Consider the following 18129-nt stretch of genomic DNA (forward strand, 5'->3'; position numbering starts at 1 on the left):
ATTAGGATACTTTAATTTGCCTTGACTGGCAAGGTCTTAGGGCACATCCCGGGCTTTAGAACCAAGTTTTCGAAAGTTTCATGGAAGCGTTTCCCGCATCATTAGGCATGGCTGAGCTGTGGTGCTAGCCTAAGTGCCGTGATAGAATGAAGAAAACGGAAGGTGGCTAAACAAATGAAACAAATCGGTTTTATCGGACTTGGAACAATGGGCGCGCCAATGGCTTCCAACTTGCTTCGTGGCGGCTTTCAGGTGACGGTGTACAACCGTACAGCAGCTAAATGTAAACCTCTTGAAGCAGAAGGTGCCCTGACTGCCCTTACGCCACGTGCCGCCGCTGAAGGTAAGGATGTTATTATTACCATGATCAGTAATGATGATTCGGTTCGTGAAGTGTTTTATGGTCAGGATGGTATTCTTGATGCACTTAAGCCAGGCGGCTTAATTATTGATTCCAGCACAATTTCTCCAGGACTAGTTCACGAAATTGCCACTGCTGTAGAAGCTCGAGGTGGACATTTCCTTGACGCGCCAGTGACCGGAAGCAAGCCGGCAGCTATTGAAGGAACCTTGGTGTTCATGGTTGGCGGCAGTGCTGAAGTTATAGAACAGCATCGCGATATCTTCGATACTTTGGGCAAAAAGCTGATACATATGGGTGAGAACGGCAGTGGTGCTGTAGCCAAGCTGGCTCATAATGCTATGGTCGGCATTCACAACGTTGCCCTGGCTGAAGGATTCGCTATCGCTGTAAAATCAGGTGTTCCAGCTGACAAGTTCCTTGAACTAGTGCAGCTTGGTTCTGCGGGTAGCAAACAAGCAGAGCTTAAAGGCCGTAAAATCATAGAAAATGATTTCAGCAATCAGTTCTCCCTTGCATTAATGTTAAAGGATTTGAAGTTAGCCTCCGCCCACAGCGATTTCACAGGCGTCCCTTCTCCAATGCTGGGACTAGCCAAAAGTATGTTCCAAGCTGGGTTTACCCAAGGCTATGGCGACGAAGACCTCTCCGCTGTAGTGAAATGCTATGAAGAGTGGATCGGACAAAAAATGGGTTCTACTGTATCCGAATAACATTTCACTTACTCATGACCGTTTCTCACATGATTTCCAATGTGAGAGGCGGTCTTTTTTAACTAATTAATTACTTATGTAGTAAAAATACGCGAACGTTTGTTTGCATTAATAATACTAAATTATTCTTTGTAGTGCAAGAAAAAAAAGAAAAAGCCCTGCTTTTCAGCAGAGCTTTCTAGTTATCTCTTTATAGAACCGGGTAAGAACAGCAATAATCAGTTACTTCAAATACTTCCAACGCAAATTTTGAGTTGCCAGGGACATTGAACGTTGCCGCTCCCTTAATCTCCTGCCATACCTCAGTGCCGGGAAGCAGCACTTTAAGATCGCCGGACAGAATCTCCATAATTTCAGGACCATCCGTACCAAATTCATATACACCAGGCAACATGATACCAAGTGTGACCTTAGTTCCATCCTGCAAAATTACCGTGCGGCTTGTTACTTGTCCGCCATAATATACATTGGCTGCTTTTTCAATCGTTGCGTTGTTAAACTGACTCATTACTTGTTCTCCCCCTAATGATTATTCAGTTAATTACAGAAGTGCTTTCACACGGCTAACTACATTTTCAACAGTAAAGCCGTATTCTTTCATTACTCTGTCTCCAGGTGCGGAAGCTCCAAAAGTAGTAATGCCGAGGATATCGCCTTGGTCACCAGTGTAACGTTCCCAGCCAAAGGTTTGTGCCATTTCGATTGCAAGACGAGCCTTAACTCCTGGAAGAATTACGGAATCACGGTATTCTTTATCTTGTTTTTCGAACAGATCCCAGCTTGGCAAGCTGATTACACGAACATCGATACCTTCTTCAGCCAAAGCAGCTTGTGCTTTAACAGCCAATTGTACCTCAGAACCAGTAGCGATCAGTTGTGCTTGTGGAGTGCCATTCTTGGAATCAGAAACAACATAACCACCACGTTTGATGTTTTCACGAACGCCATCAACTGTTCCAGCAAGAATTGGCAAGTTTTGACGAGTCAGAACCAAAGCAACTGGATTCTCTTTGTTTTCCATAGCATAAGCCCATGCTGCAGAAGTTTCGTTAGCATCAGCCGGACGAATAACAGTCAGACCTGGGATGATACGCAGGGAAGCCAATTGTTCGATTGGTTCATGCGTAGGACCATCTTCACCAACTGCAATACTGTCATGTGTCAGTACATAGGTTACTGGCAATTTCATGATCGAAGCCAAACGGATGGCTGGACGCAGGTAGTCTGTGAACACGAAGAATGTTCCTCCGAATACTTTAAGACCCGTGTGCAGTGCAATACCGTTCATTGCAGCAGCCATACCAAACTCACGTACGCCGAAGTAGATGTTGCGGCCATCATAAGATTCTGGTGTGAACGATGTCAAACCATTCAAATGTGTCATAGTGGAGCTTTCCAAGTCAGCGGAACCACCCACAAGCTGAGGAACGCCAGCAGTCAGACCGTTAAGCGCACTACCGGAAGCTACACGAGTCGATACTGCCTTATCTTCAGTAGTGTAAGTTGGGAGGTTAGCATCCCAGCCTTCTGGAAGATCGCCGTTGATTACTGTTTCGAACTGTGCAGCAAGCTCTGGATATGCTTTTTTGTAAGCTGCGAATTTGTCATCCCAAGCTTTGTTAGCTGCGATTCCGTTTTTCTTCACTTCTGCAAAATGAGCACGCACTTCGTCAGGTACATAGAAATCTTCTTCGTATACCCATTTGTAGAAATCTTTGGTAAGCTTAGCTTCTTCTGCTCCAAGTGGGGAACCGTGAGTACCGCCATGGCCGCCTTTACCTTGTTTGTTAGGGCTACCATAACCAATTACAGTTTTCACTTCGATCAAAGTCGGTTTGCTAGTCTCAGCTTGAGCTTCAGCAATCGCTTTGGCAATAGCCGGAAGATCATTTCCGTCTTCAACGCGAAGTACTTGCCAACCATAAGCATCAAAACGTTGAGCCACGTTCTCGGAGAAGGAAAGGTTCAATTTACCATCAAGGGAAATATCATTTGAATCATACAATACAACCAATTTGCCCAGTTTCAAATGACCAGCGAGTGAAGCGGACTCGGAAGATATCCCTTCCATCAGGTCACCATCACCACAAATAGCGTAAGTATAGTGGTCAACCACTTTATGTTCATCTTTGTTGTAGGTAGCTCCCAATTGAGCTTCAGCCATAGCCATACCAACAGCCATACCAATACCTTGTCCAAGTGGACCTGTTGTTGCATCGACACCAGCGGTGTGACCTACTTCTGGGTGACCCGGAGTCAAGCTGCCCCATTGACGGAAATTTTTCAATTCTTCCATAGGAAGATCATAACCACTAAGGTGCAACAAGCTGTACAGAAGCATAGAACCATGTCCTGCGGACAATACAAAACGGTCACGGTTTACCCATGTTGGATGATCAGGGTTGTGTTTCATTGTTTTTGCAAACAATTGGTAGCCCATTGGTGCAGAACCCATTGGCATACCTGGGTGGCCGGAGTTTGCTTTTTCAATGGCGTCAATCGCCAAAGTACGAATCGTTGTAATGGACAGGTTATCTACAGTTGAGTTTTCTTCCTTTTGAATCACTTGTTCTTGTTCACTCATTTAATAGTTCCTCCTCTGAAATCTCAAGAATGTCATTTTGACTCTTATTGTATCATTAGTGTGGAAGCAATTCCAATTGTTTTTAAAAACTCTTTATTTGAACAGCTTATCTTTTGCAATATCGACGTATTTATATACACACAAGAACTATGAGACAAGCCAGAATTGCACTAGTCTATGGTCTAGTTTTTAATTGCGACTAAAGATTGTTTTACAATGCTCAAATATACAGTAAGATGGAGTTAGTTAAGCATAATTTTCATTCATTACCCAACATTTCCTAGTGGAAAGGAACTTTGAACATGAGTTCGAATAAGGACATCTTTATTGTGCTTACCGGTACAGGTACGGCCTTTAGTGGTTTTATTAAGTGGTTTACAAAAGCCGATCTGAATCATGCTTCGATCGCCTTTGACTGTGAACTGCGGGAGGTATACAGCTTCGGAAGAAAAAAAATGCACAATCCATTTGTGGCAGGACTAATCCAGGAGAACTTTATCGACCCTTTTTATAGCAGTGCTAATTGTTCCATCTATCAGTTGCGTGTTAGCGCTGAGGAATACGATACGATGTACAATCACGTCCAAGGGATGATGCAAAATCAGGAGCGTTATAAATACCATCTTTTAGGATTAATCGGTGTGCTTCTGAATATTAAAATCGATAGAGAAAATGCTTATTTTTGTTCCCATTTCGTTGCCTCTTTATTTGAAGAAACTGCAGTTCAGCCTGTGAATAAGCCTTCCTGCTTCGTTACACCGGAAGATTTCGCGCTTTCACTCTGTGCACATAAGATTTTTACTGGCAAGCTATCCTATTATTTACGTAGAGCTCAGAGAGCCTCTGCGCGCCCATCCTCTTTACCATTACATACTACTTCGGTTGCCGCACGCATGATGCGAATGAATGAAGACCGGACTGAAGGGGTCGTATAAAAGGTTCTATGCTTGTGAAAAAGGACTAAGCGGATTTAAATCCGCTTAGTCCTTTTTCATTAACCATCAAATAACAAATTGGACCATGTACTGTTTGCACATAAGCTCATAACCGATGGATTGATATAGAGAAATTGCGCCTACATTTTCCTCAAGGACATTCAAATAGACGTTAGAGGTAACCCTTCCCCCCGTTCGGGTGAGCTCGGCACAGATTTTTTTTCCGTAGCCTTGCCTTCTCCATCTTACATCCGTTCCGATGTTCCCCAATTCAACGTAATCTTCGCTATAAATATGGTATCCACCTACCGCAATCAGCTCATATTGTTCCATCACACCATAGAACGGATACTGTAATTCTTCTTTTGAGAACGCCATTGTATCTAAATCGGCCATTTTCGACTCAATGAGTTCAAAATAAGGGGGACCCAATTGTAAAACGCTTGTATCCACCGGTGGTAACGCTTCTTGATGGATATGCTTCATTAGAAGCAGTTTTTTGGGTGACTTAACAAGTTCAAGCTGTGAAGCGAGTACAGCCATAACTTCTTCATTCACGATTACATTACCGACAGCATCGTCAGGTAAATTCAGTTGTGCTTTCATAAATGAAAGCACGGACCGGAGACAAAATGACTTCTCCACAGGGAATACGGAAAAAGCATAGAATGGAAGCCCTCTTAAAAAGGCCAATACGCCGAGCAATTCTCCCTGGTCAGTAAAATGTCCATAGTGTACCGAATTATGCTTACGAGCTGTAAGGTATGAATAGTATAAAAAATGCTGTTCCCTATTAATCGAATTCAAAATTGATTTCATTTCCGCTGGTGTTAACTCTCGAATCATGTCCCTACCCCTATCAATGTTTGATACAATGCTTCAACATTAACATGTTCCTGTGAAGTCACGCAAAAAAAGATGGGGTGATATAGGCTCCTACTCTACTTAATTCGATGACTCTGGAAATACTCCGACCAATCCGATGATATAACAACGGTAACTGTATCCGTTTTGGTGTTATACGCATTCTGAGCCGTAAAGGTAAAAGTAACTGGGCCATCTGGTAGCTTTTCAAAAGAGCTATCGTACATTTCACCTGTCCAGAAGGTTTTATCGTCGTTAGTTGGGCTGAGCTGCGTAGTGAACCCTCCGTGCATGGTAACTTGCACAGTATCCGGGAGACCTGTTGCTGTACCTTGCAGAACAAAACGTTCTCCTGCCCAGAATACGTTGTAGCCTCTTGGACTCTCCTCATTGCCACTCTTTTTCAGATTGTAGCCTTTACGATTGTTGTTCCACTCTTCGGTGTGCTTAACGCCTCCTTTAATACTCAGTAAATTCACCATGAAGTATTTACGTGGAGAGATATTGCTCCAGTTGTAACCATCAAAGACTTCCACTTCAACGGCATATTTTTCATTCTCAATCAGTGAACCGACTGGAATCTGCCATTGCTTAGCGCTTGATACTTGCTCACCAGATTGTACCTTGATTGCACCGGTGGCCAAGTTAATAATTCGCACCTTATAATGTTGCTGCAGGTCTCCGTCCTCATCTTGATAATCCCATTTAATGATCGGGGTAAGTGTACTTGCGATTGTCGGGTTGGATGGATCAACACTGGTTGGGTACGTTATTGTAGTCGTCGGAATCCGGTTGACTACTGTGATGTTCTGCGAAAGCTCACGTTGCAGACCCAATGAATCTGTAACGATTTGTCTAAAGGTAAAGACACCGTTACTACTAAACTGCTTCGTGAAGTCCTTTTGAACGCTTGCTAGGGCTTCTGTTCCACTTGATGGTTTTAAGAAATACTTGTGGCTTATTGTATCTCCTTTTGGTTCGTCCGGATCAGTTGCGGTACTCTTAATGTTCAGAACGTCCGTCCGGTAGATCGGTACCTTAGTCGCATCTTTACCAGTATCTGTGATCAGAGTGAATCCCGGCTTAGGTGCGTTATCGATGATGAATGTTTTTTCATTTGATACATCTGACCATGAAAATTTGGAGTATGCCCGACCTTGCACTGTAAAGTATTCAAACCGTTCAAATGTATTATTTGGGATTTGATATTGTCTGAGTAGGCCAGTAGGATCTGGATTTTCTACAGTGGAAACTAATAGATCATCCTTCGTAAAAAACTCTAATCTATATTTCTCCTGTGGATCATTTTCTGGATCTGTGTATGTCCACTTAATTAATGGATCGCCTTGGTCTGAGTCAATCACAGATAGGTTCGAAGCTGTACCTGAAGGACTAGTTAAAGTCATAGAAGGTGCCAAATTCTCTTTCACTTGGACTTGCAATCCAGCGATATTCGACTTATCGCCTATCTGATCGATTGCCCAATGTTCTAACGTATATACTCCCGGATCTGAGAAGGTAAGCGTAATATCGCGAGTAAGATATGATTTCACTTCACCATTACTGTTCGTTACTTTCCAGTAGTATTCTAATGAGCCTTGATCTGATGTATCCTCATCGATATCCCCTGAAGTATATTGTTTCGTATCATACTGATTTACGGATGAAGGTCCGTTAATCTTAGCAACAGGAACATGATTCTTAACCATAAATGTACGCGTCGCATAAGAGCTTAACCTTCCATCAGAGGCTGTGAGCTGCATTTCCCAACCATCAGAAATGGCCTTTTTATGTGAGATACCGTTACGATTTATAAGATCACGAATGGTCATAGATTGATAACGGTTACTTCCCGCCCAGTAGTAAGGAGAATCATTAAACTTTGCATTCCAGGCATAAGATAAAACATCTCCATCTTCATCCGGATCTGGTGTTAAGTTATCCATTGTGATAATCGTATCGCGGTATATTTCGTTAGGCATTGTAAATGCTGCAGCCGGTGGATGATTGACTACCTGTACATTTTGACTGTACCAATCCGACCACAAGCCACGATTATCATGTACTTGTAGATTGAGTTGATAGTTCCCTTCACCGAATGATGCGATATTCGGCGGTGTTGTCGCTCCACCCCAATGTTCCCATACTTTATTCCATCCGTCTTTGATTACAGTCCAGTAATATACATCCAATGGATCATTATCTGGATCGAAAGATTTGTCTGTAATGGTCGTAGATTTACGATAGGAAACGATATTCGGATCAACGGTAAATAACGCAACGGGTGGTAGATTAACAGACGCATTCCCCACAGTACGTTGACACCAATCACTCCATACACCGATTCCATTATCTCCATCCACATCACGGACCCTTAAACGTATGTCGTAACTGTCTTTTTCAAAAACTCCCCCAGGTGGCTGTCCGTCGATCCACATCTCATCAACGGTCTTTTTATATTGCCATTGCCACTGCATAATCCCTTTATCAGAACTTGTAATATGATCTAAATCGTAGGACGAATCTATTAATTGAACATTTCCATTGATAAGCCTTGCTGAAAAAAGCGCTATTGGCTTGCGATGGACTTTAAAACTCATCGTAGATGCGGCATCTTTACTCCACATCTGATATTCAGCAAAGCGAGCATCCTGTTTTGGTATATCCTTAGCTTGATAACTCACTACATATTGTCCGGTATACGGAAATGAAGTGTAAAGGCTTGTCCTCCATAGTCCCGAATCCCCTATAATCCCCATTGAGTTATCAAAGTAATTCGGATCATGATCATATCTCACTCGATCAGCGTACTTAGCATCCCACTCATAATCTTCGTAGGTGGTGCCGCTATTCTCTATAGGACTATTAACGAGAACAAAAGCGTTTCGCTTCAGTCGGTTTGTAACTTTAAAGGTCATACTCGCGGATTCTGACATATTTGAAGGATCTGCTACTTTTACAGTCATCGTATAATCGCCCGGCGGGATCGAATCAGCCACAGCGTCTACGGGGATAGAGAAATACTGATACCCTTTCGTTTGAGATACTACCGTCTTCCTATAAAATATATTTGGTATCTCCGCACTTACGATAAGATCATCATTATCTGGATCGTGAACATATCCCTCGATGTTAAGTATGTTTCGTCCAGGCTCGTTCTGCAGGACTTGATTATTAGGTGTATTTAACGAAATGGTAGGTGGACTATTAGGTATCAAAGGAAATACCCTTTGAAAACTCCAACCAATATACGGCCCTCCATATCCTTTATCTGGACTATATCCACCAAATGGGTCCTGTTGACCTGCACCAAAACTGTAATTAATAACTAATCCTTTTGGAAGTTCACCGTAACTTAAATTCCCTATATAGTTGTAGTAAGGAACATCTGTCACTAGATTAAATGTATGATCGAATGTATTCTGGTCAAACGGTCCATCAAAAAAGCTCCTATACAATGGGGTCCAATTGGTATTTGGATTTGACCAGTGGCTCGGACAATTATATTGGTAGACTGGTAAATCTAATGGTGCCCCCTCTGGTATTGCCGCTACACAGAGATCCGCTCGAACAACACGTCTATCTATAGCACTGTCTGAACGATACAAGTTTACTCCTACAGTCAATGTTGCATCTGAACTAATATCAAATGTTAGTTGCTTAGTGGTACGATTATATTTAATATTCGTTAGCTTTTGGTTATTTATTGTCCCACTCATAGTACCATAATTCCAACCAGCGTCATAAAAATCACCATCAGCAGGTATATTTATATCTTTATACGTGATGAAATTTGGATCACCCGTCGCAGCCTCTGCTGTCTGAAGATACACTCCCTGACTAGGGAAAACTCCGAATAGGATAGTGATTATAATTACTAGTGAAAGTATTTCTTTTGTCTTTTTCATTTAAGCACCTCTCCTACCAGGACCAATCAACTTCTGGCGCTCGATTTTTCACTTCTACAATCCGTGAGCTTAACTTTTGTCCATCTGAATTTGTAGATTTCCGATCAGCTTCTGTCACAAACTCATCAATGGTTGGTTGACCAAACTCTTCAAACACAGTAAGTCGGACTTCATATTTCCCTACCTCGCTCAGTTCTAAATTTAAGCGATCTTTGTTCTCATTACTAAAGGTCACCCATGCTTCTCCGCTAAAACTCCCGTCATTATTTGAATCATAGCGATACTCCCAGAGTCTCCGACCCACTACATCTTTATCAGGCGAATAGGAGATATCATCCAATGAAACCACCGCTTTATTACCGTAATCAGGACTTCGATATACCACTCCAGGCAGAGTAAAATAGTTGTACGGCGCTTCATCTGGCACAATATCAAACGTAATCTCATCACTATCAGAATACCCAAGCGTATTTTCCACATAAATCGTAGCCTTATATTTTCCAGGTTTTTTAAATAAGATGTCTTTGCTTTCAAGTTCAGATAATGTACCACTATATTTAATATCTGCATTCGTACCGCCAGATACAGCAGTGATGGTAACTCGTGTTTTCGATGGTATTAACGGAAAGCGTGTTGGACTCTGGCTTCTATTAAACAATGTCGTTTTACGATTTTGTTTAAGTATTCCTTCTATATCTATAATTGCTGCTGGTTTCGGCTCAATGACGGTAACTTCTGTACTTGTACTACCTATTTGTCCATCATTGTCAACGACTGTGAGAGCTATAGGAAATGTCTCTCCAACTTGCTCTATGGTATACCATACATACCCCCTTGGGACATTTCCGATTTCTCCCTGCGCTCCAGATGTGCTCCAAGCATAATCAGTGATATATCCATCCGGATCATAGGAAGCATTTCCACTAACGAGCATATCAGACCCTGCTTTTATGTATCTAGCTGTTGATATTCTTGCAATAGGTGGCTTTCCTTCAGGTTCTGTTGGAGTAGTTGGATTTGGAGGAAAAGTAACTTGAGGATTGTTTTTATAAACACCTGCTGAAATCTGTAGAGGCTGTTCCAGAGAGGTAATGGTTCCATTCTTTGTGACGATTGGCTTTTTAAAGCGGACGAGAACGGTTAAAGCATATTCCTGAGTAAAATGTTCGCCCGTTACACTCGACTTTTTGATCTCAAAATCAAATAAAGTACTTACGTTAAATGTCTTTGCAGATTCCTTTTTCGTTTTGAGTGTATTATTTCTGTCTTTCTCTTTAGCATAGAACACCCACTCGTCAATATTTGAAGCATCACTGTATCCTTGCAGCTGCCCCATTAATGAAATTTGAACGGGTTCGTCTTTATCTCCCAATTTTGTTGGATTGGGATTAGGTTTATTTAGAGTTACCGTACCGGTAAGTGTTGGTTCTGTAGGAAGAGTGTAGTCGAAGGAGACATTGCCGCTGTATTTGTACGTAGTTACATTAGCCGAACCTGTAAAGTAGTAGCTTAAATCTGTTTTATAACGTCTCCCCAACGCATGACCACTTGGATCAAAATTCGGACTTAATTGTTCAGGATCAAAATTTTGCTTAGCTGCGTTAGTTTTATAATAAATAATAAATTGATTCCCATTTACAACATTATGATTAACATATGTTGTTGGAAGCAATTCTTTAGGTACAACTAATTGGACAGTTGACTCTATGATCTGAGACGAATCAATTACCGAATTTACGTTTTTGTCGTACCATTTAATTCCCGAACGTGATACTGCCGATTGAGTTACCACCGTCATATCAGGGGGATCATTTCTAGGTGTACCATTACCTTGTCCATTTTTATCGTAATGTTTCTGAGCATTAGCGTATGGGTCCCATTCATTAATCTGCCATCTTACACCGTCTGAATATCGCCAAATAGAATTACCGGGATTTGTTAAAAAAAGGGTTTCAAAGGAGGCCTTATACCCGAGTACATTATCTATTCGTTGTTTTGCTTCAACGCCCTTTAAAGTAACCTTTATTTTCCCATTCTCCATTGTAAGGGCAACTTTTTGATTAGTGCCATTATATTTAAGAGAAGAGACATCAATTGCTGAACTGGCAACTCCACTTGGAAGATCTAAGTAGTAAAATTTTTGAGCATTTGAAGACCCATTAAGAATTTCTGAAGGTATTGACACTGTTTTGCTTTGTGAATTAGCTGCCTTAATGTTCTCTGGAATATATGAAAAAATCAGTATAAATGTAAGCAGAACAATCCAAATTTTCTTCATATAAGTTACTCTCCTGGACGTTTAACAATGTATTTTTCTTCAAATTCGCCTCCAAGATTAACGTATATAGAAATAACTGAAGGGTCTTTAATATACCCATACATCTGATAGCTAGATAGCTTTTCACCCGGTTTCAACACCCAATTCCACAACGCTTCTTTATTGTTCAGCTCCAACATTTTATTTCTAGGTGAGGGTGTAATAAGATTATACCCATCCACTTTTAACATCCATTTTGCAATCGAATCTTTAGCACTTACTTGAATGACTTTACTTCCCTTATTTCCAATGGTGATTTTAGTCCATATCATATATTTAGTAGGTGTTTTATAAATATCATCAGTATAACCATACATCTTCATTAGAGATTGTGCTTCTTTAGATTTCACGTCGTAAAACATCAGCTTTTCTAACGTGTACGTTAATCCTCCAGCGCTGATCGTCACAGGCAGCTCCAAGTCTTTCTTCAATCCAAATTTAAATAGATTATCTCTCATGATAGGTGCTGGCGTTGCTATAGGTTTCACGGTTGCTGTGGGTACCGCGGATGTGGTTGGCTTAGCCGTAACTACTGATGTAACCGTTTCCGCTTTTGCAACCACTCCCTGCCCCAAAACCACACTAAATAACATTGCCGCTACCAAAGTCGCCTCTACAACTCTCTTCTTCATCCCAAATCTCTCCCTAGTCTCAATTGGATTTTTCCTACTTATTGAACTTATACTCCTGAACTGCTGGTACTCTGATTGGCTCTTGTGTTTTGGCTCTGGAGATCAGCAGCGGATGTTCCGTCTCAATGACGGCAATAACCGAGGGACCCTCTATGTATTTGGTAATGCCATATTCATTATCCTCGTATAAAAGCGGAAAAGTTACTCCATCGGAATCATCAACAATATCAAACTTCACGATCTTTACTTGATTCTTAAAACGGCTGCCTACTTGGGGAGAAAGGCCATTATCAAGCCCAAGATTCGCCTGCAAGGCATGCTGAAAAGTATCGTAAGCAAGCGCGGGATCGATAATTAGACGACCTCGTGTGAGTTCAGTTTCATCTAATTCCTGCGCGGCATCGTGAACAGCGATATTGTTTGCATCTTTTAGCATGCTGCGCAGCATGTCCCACTCCTGATTCTGGATCTGAAAGAACCAGGAGTAGATAAAGATCAGTAGGACAAATGCCAGCTTAATAATGTAATCCATAAATTAGGCTCATCCCTTAATCAATCGAGATATTCACTCATAATTGACCCATGTCCATAATACCGGGTCGGCTGCGAAACTGTGGAAAAGTTATACGGAAACAAATTTATCCGCGGTGCTGTTACATACACATCAATTCGTTGCTTGCGTTCTTGAATGGTATCTGTACTGCTCGTAATTTCTATAGAACCCTCTGAGAACCCAATCGCCTTCAGATTTGAAATCACTTCGTTCCGCATAGACGCTGTGACCATCCCCTCCGTTGCAGCTTTTTGTGTGATGTAGGACGTATTAGCTTTGACCTGTAAATCTAGCAGATAATCAATATAGGTGAATATGGGTTGCAGGATAATAAACAGGACAAGCCACATGAATAATGCCCGGAGGACGGTCTCCTTCAATAGAAACGCCTCCTTCTAATATTGCTCTACTTGCTTAGTATGTTTGATGATATCGTCTTGACTGCTGCCAATGATATGCGTAGCTACTGTGATAAACATCCCTGCGATTACAAAGCCAATAGCCAGAAACATTGCTATAGAGATAGAGTCTTTTTTCATAATCGAATTAAACCGAAGTATGGGATAAGACCCGAGCAGTTGCAGATTGGCTGGAATCCAGCGGTTGAATAAATGTCACACCCGGAATCGTCGGTTTATTATCATCCGTAGCATCAATTACATCTCGAACTACAGGAATCAAAACGGCAATTACGATGGCCACACATAAAAATCCGATAGCAATAAACAAACCTGTAGAAATAGCGTCCTTTTTCATTGTTAAAATCTCCCTTTTATTTTATATTTTTAAAATAATATTGAATATACAATTTTTCACTGGAACATGCCGACTCCATTAAAATTCCCTTTGATCAGTAAAATGTACTGCATCGCCATCGCGACGATCATCAAAAAAGTAGCAATCGATGGGATAACATTAATGATCGTAGATAGATCACCGATAAAAGACCACTTTTTCAAATACTGATCGCTGGAGATTTTGGAGATAATCTTACCTTGCTCACGCAAATAATTCGCCGCTTCTGTGTCGTCATCCATACCCTCAGTAGCCAGCAAAATGGACCGAATGTCATTAATAAAACTATGATTATCCGGAAACTTTGCACAAAACCATTCAATCGCCCCCTCCACACCCTCATCTACTGCTCGTTCTGACAACTCGTACAGATCCTGACGTATATATTGAAAATGTCCAGCCGTACTCCCGCAAAAAGTGCCAAATTGCGCATATCCGCGCTTGCGTAGCCGATTATTCTCATATAGACGGATGAAAGAGATCAGCTCACCGTCTTTTTTAATAACCGTTTTTTGATGAAGCCATGCAAGCACCCAGCCAAACGGAAGATAGCGCATCGGACTGCTGATTACGAGAATAAGTAGAGCAATTAGAGGGTCATAAATAGAAAAAGAATTAGAACGAATGAAATCACTGACGACTTGAGTTATTAAATAAATCAGCGCTGCAGAGTAACGGAAAAGCGTAATTTTACGGGCCGAAATCGATAAACCAGAATCATTCAATAATTGCTGAAGTCTATCCCCCTGCACCCGTACCCCAAGCTCATTCCACCGTAGTCCTAATCGGACAAGATATCTTTCCTGTTTACTACTACTGCTTACAAAGACAAGTAATGCGACATATACAATCCCGATTACAGTAACTAATAGTAACAATCTGTCCATAGCTCATCACCTTAGTGGTAGTCCAGTTTAGGTCTGGCGAGAATAGTGCTGATCACAAAAGAAATAAAAAGACCGGAGACGATCACCATCAAAAAAGAAAGTCCTACTGTAGTCTCAAACTGCAATTGGAAATAGATATCAGGCTTCAGCATGTACATAAAGGTTCCAACCGTTGATACCAGCACCAAAAGATTCCCGTATAAGCCAAGGCTAATCGCATCTCTACTTCCCGCTTTTACAGTCAAAATGGTTTCCCTCTGTTGCTCCATAGAACGATTTAACAGCATCAGCGAGCTTTTTAAATAACGGGTCCCTTCCTTCTCGGCATAGAGCAGATCCGATATAAATTCTAGGGCGAAGGTAGTGCCAATCGCATTGGAAAATCTCCCGGCTTCCTGGGCAAGCTCCTTCTCATTACTGTAATTGGAAAACGCAGCCCCTAGCAGCTTCAAAGGACCCTTCAGCACATTCTTATCCGTAAGAAAATCCGCTGTCCGATCGAGAACGGAATCTACCGACAAGTGAGTGAATTTGGTGGAGATTTTGACTACATCGAGTAAATCATAGCTTCCATGCACCTTCCTTTGCGCGTAGATGTATCTCATACGAAAATAAGGAATCGTCGCAGAAATCACAGCCATAAAAAGTGGAAATCTCCAAGCCCCCTGAATCGAACGCCCTTCGTTAAAAGTTATCCCTTCCAGAAAAGGATTGTTAAAACTCAATTGTCCAGGAAGCTCGCTTAGCGTCAGTAGACCTGATAGAAAAACCGCGATAAACACTGTTGCTGTACGTGTCATAAAACGCATAACGCTAATTCCCGGCTCATATTTTCGGTGTACGAAATATAAAAGATTATCTAGATGACGGTAGAGCCACAGCCTTTTTTTTACCGAGCTAACTCTTTTGCCAAAAATACTCATTTTATGTTTGATCCGAAAATCGACTTTCTGACCTACCTGTCGTAAATGCCGTTCGATTAGCGGTTTAATGAGCAGCCAAATTCCCCACAAAATTAACAAATGAAGGACAAAACGAAGAATATACAATAATAAATCCACGGTTTCACCTCCTCACTCGTTAAGAATGATCTTAGATTTCAAGCTTTCTTTGATAGGCTGATCCATTGGTTTTGCTGCTGCAAGCTGTCCCAGCTCTTTCTGGAGCAACTGTGTTGCCTGCTCATTTTTCCTAGTCATCTTCAGAATCAGGTTCGTCGTCAGCTTGTCATTATAGGACCAACACATCTTCTGGAGTTCCCAGCGCATCAGATCATTCGCAAATACAGAGTTCTTTTCCTCGTCATAAAAGACTTCCGATATTCGCGTTAACCGCTTCTTCCCGTTCGGAACACTTTCCAAAATAAAGACCAGCTCGCACGATTTCAGTGCAGAGATCAAATGCCCCTTAAGGCTCCCGCCAATCCTTGTCGACACGGCAAAAGCGCCTTGATATGGAATATCCTCCGAATCAACGGTGTGGAAGGTTCCGGTGATACCGTCATACCCTTTTTCCCCACTCCAAAGATAAAATTCCCATTCGTTATAACGCATTTCCGTCATATACAAAATGTTGGGGTCATGCCGCAGCGATTCTACCCCTACCTCCATCAATTCCTCGTTCGCAGCCTGGATTGGAATAATTCGGTGCCCTCTAATCTGGTAAGGTAAAATCGACTCCGGATGCTTTTCTATCATCACTACACCCATACAGGATGAAGATCCGAGCAGTTGCTCGCCGACGATCGTATTTGCAAAGGTTGTTTTTCCCGAGCCTACAGCGCCCGCAATAATGGTATTGCGAAAGGTAGATGATAACGCCCGAATCATTTCAACCGCTTCCGCAGGAATACATTCCGTACCCGCCTGATCTTCCAGACTCAGAAACTCTACAACCTGCCGCCGTAACGATATTGTGGTGAAGCCATCCCATACTCTCGGGGATACCCAAATGGCAAGCCTAATAAATCGACCAGGCCAGAGCGGGTCATCCATTTTAAACTCCACTGAAGGGTTGTCCTTATTCAGCTTTTTGTTGGGATCACTTTTTAATAAGGAGCGCTTTAACTGTTCGACCCGATCTAGTGAAGGCATCTCATATGGATAAGCTACAAACTCACCTTTATGGTTATAAAAGATCTGCTTTCCGATCATCTGTAGCCCGGTTGATTCACTGTATGCACGATCAGTAAACCAACGATACGCCGGACCAAAACCCTTCCATTCATGATAGAGCGCTTCTGCAGCCGTTCTGTATGCTTCTGGAACCTTGCCCGTAAAGGGTGTCTTCCTCAAGTATTTCTCTATCTCATTCATAAAAAAGCTAACCGCCTGCGGATCTCCAATTAGCGCCTTCGCATTTAACTCGAAGTAAGCATCATCCTCACGTTCCAGCCCTTCGTTCATATCGTTTTTCATTTTTTGCAAAAATGCATAAAAGTCTTCCTTGCCCGGTTTGCTCATGCGTAGGATACTTTGTTTTAGAGAGAACAACGGACGATTCAGTTGATTTCCATTCATAGGAATATGCCTTTCTTTTTAGCTTCTGGTGCCAGGCTCATGGACACGAGCAGAGAATGTACCTTATCATCCACATGCTGCAGCTCTTTTTTGCCTAGAGGTAAGCTTTCCTGCAAGGGCTGGTAATACGGTAGCTCCAGCAAGATTTCAGTCCCAAAGCGAAGCGCTAGATTTTTAGGAGAAGATATTTCTTCCACATTACTGCGGTTAATAATCAGTTGGAAATCATGTGGACGTAGATCCATATGCCCAGCAAGCTCTAGAAGAGGTTCGAGTCTGTATTCATGCTTTGGATGAGTGACGATCATACGCAGTGCCGATTTGTGCATTCCGACATACCACGCTGCACTTTCCGGAATAGAGCCAAAGTCAGCAATAACCACATCTGCATTTGCCCCCGCTCTAGCCAAAAAATATTCAATCTCATCCTCCTGATAATCTTGTGCACTCAAGTAATCGTAATTGCCTGGGAGATACGAGTAACCGTCTTGCTTAATCAATTGTTCAAAATCCTCATCATGAATCATCTTCCCTGTGAGCCTTGATCGAAGCCTATCCAGACTAATTGTAGCTTTGCGGTCATATCCGGGATCATATAAATCAAGTCCAAGGACAATAACACGAAGGCCTGCCGCGGCAATTCGTCTTGCGAACAGTTTGGCTACACTAGTGCAGCCGATCCCAGGACCAGATCCAAAAAAACCAACCAGATTACTTCGTTCCTCCCCTTCCTCGTCTAGAATAAAGCGAATCTTCTCTATCACCACTGACGAGGTAGAACGAGGAGGGATAAAATAGATTCCTAAGCTTTCACACAGCATATGTACAGCTTGGTAACCACTGATTCCCTTTTGCAAATATACATATAGGATCATTGAGCTCGGATAATTCCGGCGCAGTTCGCTAAGTGACTGAGCTTGAATCTGGTCACTGGTAACCATTAGCATATGGCCCTCTGCATGAGATGGATCAGGAAGTACGCTTTGTGTAATTACAATAAATCCTGCATTTTTGATATCATTAATGGTTAACTGATCTATGCCTAGACTAAATATTTTCAA

The 18129-nt window shown here is 42.0% G+C and carries 16 protein-coding genes; 2 read left to right on the plus strand and 14 right to left on the minus strand.

Translation table 11 applies throughout. The features are described 5' to 3' along the window. Positions 1–174: 174 nt before the first annotated feature. Positions 175–1074, plus strand: a complete 900-nt coding sequence (locus MKY52_RS03095; RefSeq protein WP_339801228.1) for an NAD(P)-dependent oxidoreductase — start codon at positions 175–177, stop codon at positions 1072–1074. A 190-nt stretch (positions 1075–1264) separates the two neighbouring features. Here the strand turns inward: MKY52_RS03095 and ppnP are convergent, their stop codons facing one another. Then, positions 1265–1582 (minus strand): pyrimidine/purine nucleoside phosphorylase, encoded by a 318-nt coding sequence (ppnP, locus tag MKY52_RS03100; protein WP_042185578.1) that lies wholly within the window; start codon positions 1580–1582, stop codon positions 1265–1267. 33 nt (positions 1583–1615) lie between these two features. Next, complete coding sequence (gene tkt / locus MKY52_RS03105) at positions 1616–3658, minus strand: transketolase (RefSeq protein WP_076298280.1); 2043 nt, start codon at positions 3656–3658, stop codon at positions 1616–1618. Positions 3659–3960: 302 nt separating this feature from the next. Here tkt and MKY52_RS03110 point away from each other — a divergent pair, with 302 nt between their 5' ends. After that, a complete protein-coding gene (locus MKY52_RS03110; RefSeq protein ID WP_042124922.1) occupies positions 3961–4593 on the plus strand; it encodes a hypothetical protein in 633 nt (210 codons plus the stop codon). Positions 4594–4659: 66 nt separating this feature from the next. Here the strand turns inward: MKY52_RS03110 and MKY52_RS03115 are convergent, their stop codons facing one another. The 12 genes from MKY52_RS03115 to MKY52_RS03170 all read right to left on the minus strand — a co-directional run bounded on the left by MKY52_RS03115 (position 4660) and on the right by MKY52_RS03170 (position 18129). Beyond that, the gene (locus MKY52_RS03115) at positions 4660–5439 is read right to left on the minus strand and encodes a GNAT family N-acetyltransferase (RefSeq protein WP_341049752.1); all 780 of its coding nucleotides are present in this window, start codon (positions 5437–5439) and stop codon (positions 4660–4662) included. A gap of 95 nt (positions 5440–5534) precedes the next feature. Next, a complete protein-coding gene (locus MKY52_RS03120; RefSeq protein ID WP_341049754.1) occupies positions 5535–9365 on the minus strand; it encodes a hypothetical protein in 3831 nt (1276 codons plus the stop codon). Positions 9366–9378: 13 nt separating this feature from the next. Further along, positions 9379–11643, minus strand: a complete 2265-nt coding sequence (locus tag MKY52_RS03125; RefSeq protein ID WP_341049756.1) for a PKD domain-containing protein — start codon at positions 11641–11643, stop codon at positions 9379–9381. A 5-nt stretch (positions 11644–11648) separates the two neighbouring features. After that, positions 11649–12314, minus strand: coding sequence for a hypothetical protein (locus MKY52_RS03130; protein WP_341049759.1), 666 nt, complete (start codon positions 12312–12314; stop codon positions 11649–11651). Positions 12315–12348: 34 nt separating this feature from the next. Next, on the minus strand, positions 12349–12846 hold the full coding sequence (locus tag MKY52_RS03135; protein WP_341049761.1) for a hypothetical protein: 498 nt from the start codon (positions 12844–12846) through the stop codon (positions 12349–12351). 20 nt (positions 12847–12866) lie between these two features. Further along, the gene (locus MKY52_RS03140; RefSeq protein ID WP_076284074.1) at positions 12867–13247 is read right to left on the minus strand and encodes a hypothetical protein; all 381 of its coding nucleotides are present in this window, start codon (positions 13245–13247) and stop codon (positions 12867–12869) included. Positions 13248–13262: 15 nt separating this feature from the next. Continuing rightward, entirely contained in the window at positions 13263–13406 is a 144-nt protein-coding gene (locus tag MKY52_RS03145) for a hypothetical protein (RefSeq protein ID WP_341049763.1), read from the minus strand. A 7-nt stretch (positions 13407–13413) separates the two neighbouring features. Beyond that, complete coding sequence (locus MKY52_RS03150; RefSeq protein ID WP_341049765.1) at positions 13414–13623, minus strand: hypothetical protein; 210 nt, start codon at positions 13621–13623, stop codon at positions 13414–13416. 56 nt (positions 13624–13679) lie between these two features. Beyond that, positions 13680–14549 (minus strand): hypothetical protein, encoded by an 870-nt coding sequence (locus MKY52_RS03155; RefSeq protein ID WP_341049767.1) that lies wholly within the window; start codon positions 14547–14549, stop codon positions 13680–13682. Positions 14550–14560: 11 nt separating this feature from the next. After that, positions 14561–15610, minus strand: coding sequence for a hypothetical protein (locus tag MKY52_RS03160; RefSeq protein ID WP_341049770.1), 1050 nt, complete (start codon positions 15608–15610; stop codon positions 14561–14563). Between the two features lie 12 nt (positions 15611–15622). Next, positions 15623–17068, minus strand: a complete 1446-nt coding sequence (locus tag MKY52_RS03165) for an ATPase, T2SS/T4P/T4SS family (protein ID WP_341049773.1) — start codon at positions 17066–17068, stop codon at positions 15623–15625. After that, positions 17065–18129 (minus strand): hypothetical protein, encoded by a 1065-nt coding sequence (locus tag MKY52_RS03170; protein WP_341049775.1) that lies wholly within the window; start codon positions 18127–18129, stop codon positions 17065–17067. The genes MKY52_RS03165 and MKY52_RS03170 overlap by 4 nt, the downstream gene beginning before the upstream one ends.

It is taken from the genome of Paenibacillus sp. FSL P4-0184, assembly GCF_038004625.1.
Taxonomy (GTDB): domain Bacteria; phylum Bacillota; class Bacilli; order Paenibacillales; family Paenibacillaceae; genus Paenibacillus_AQ.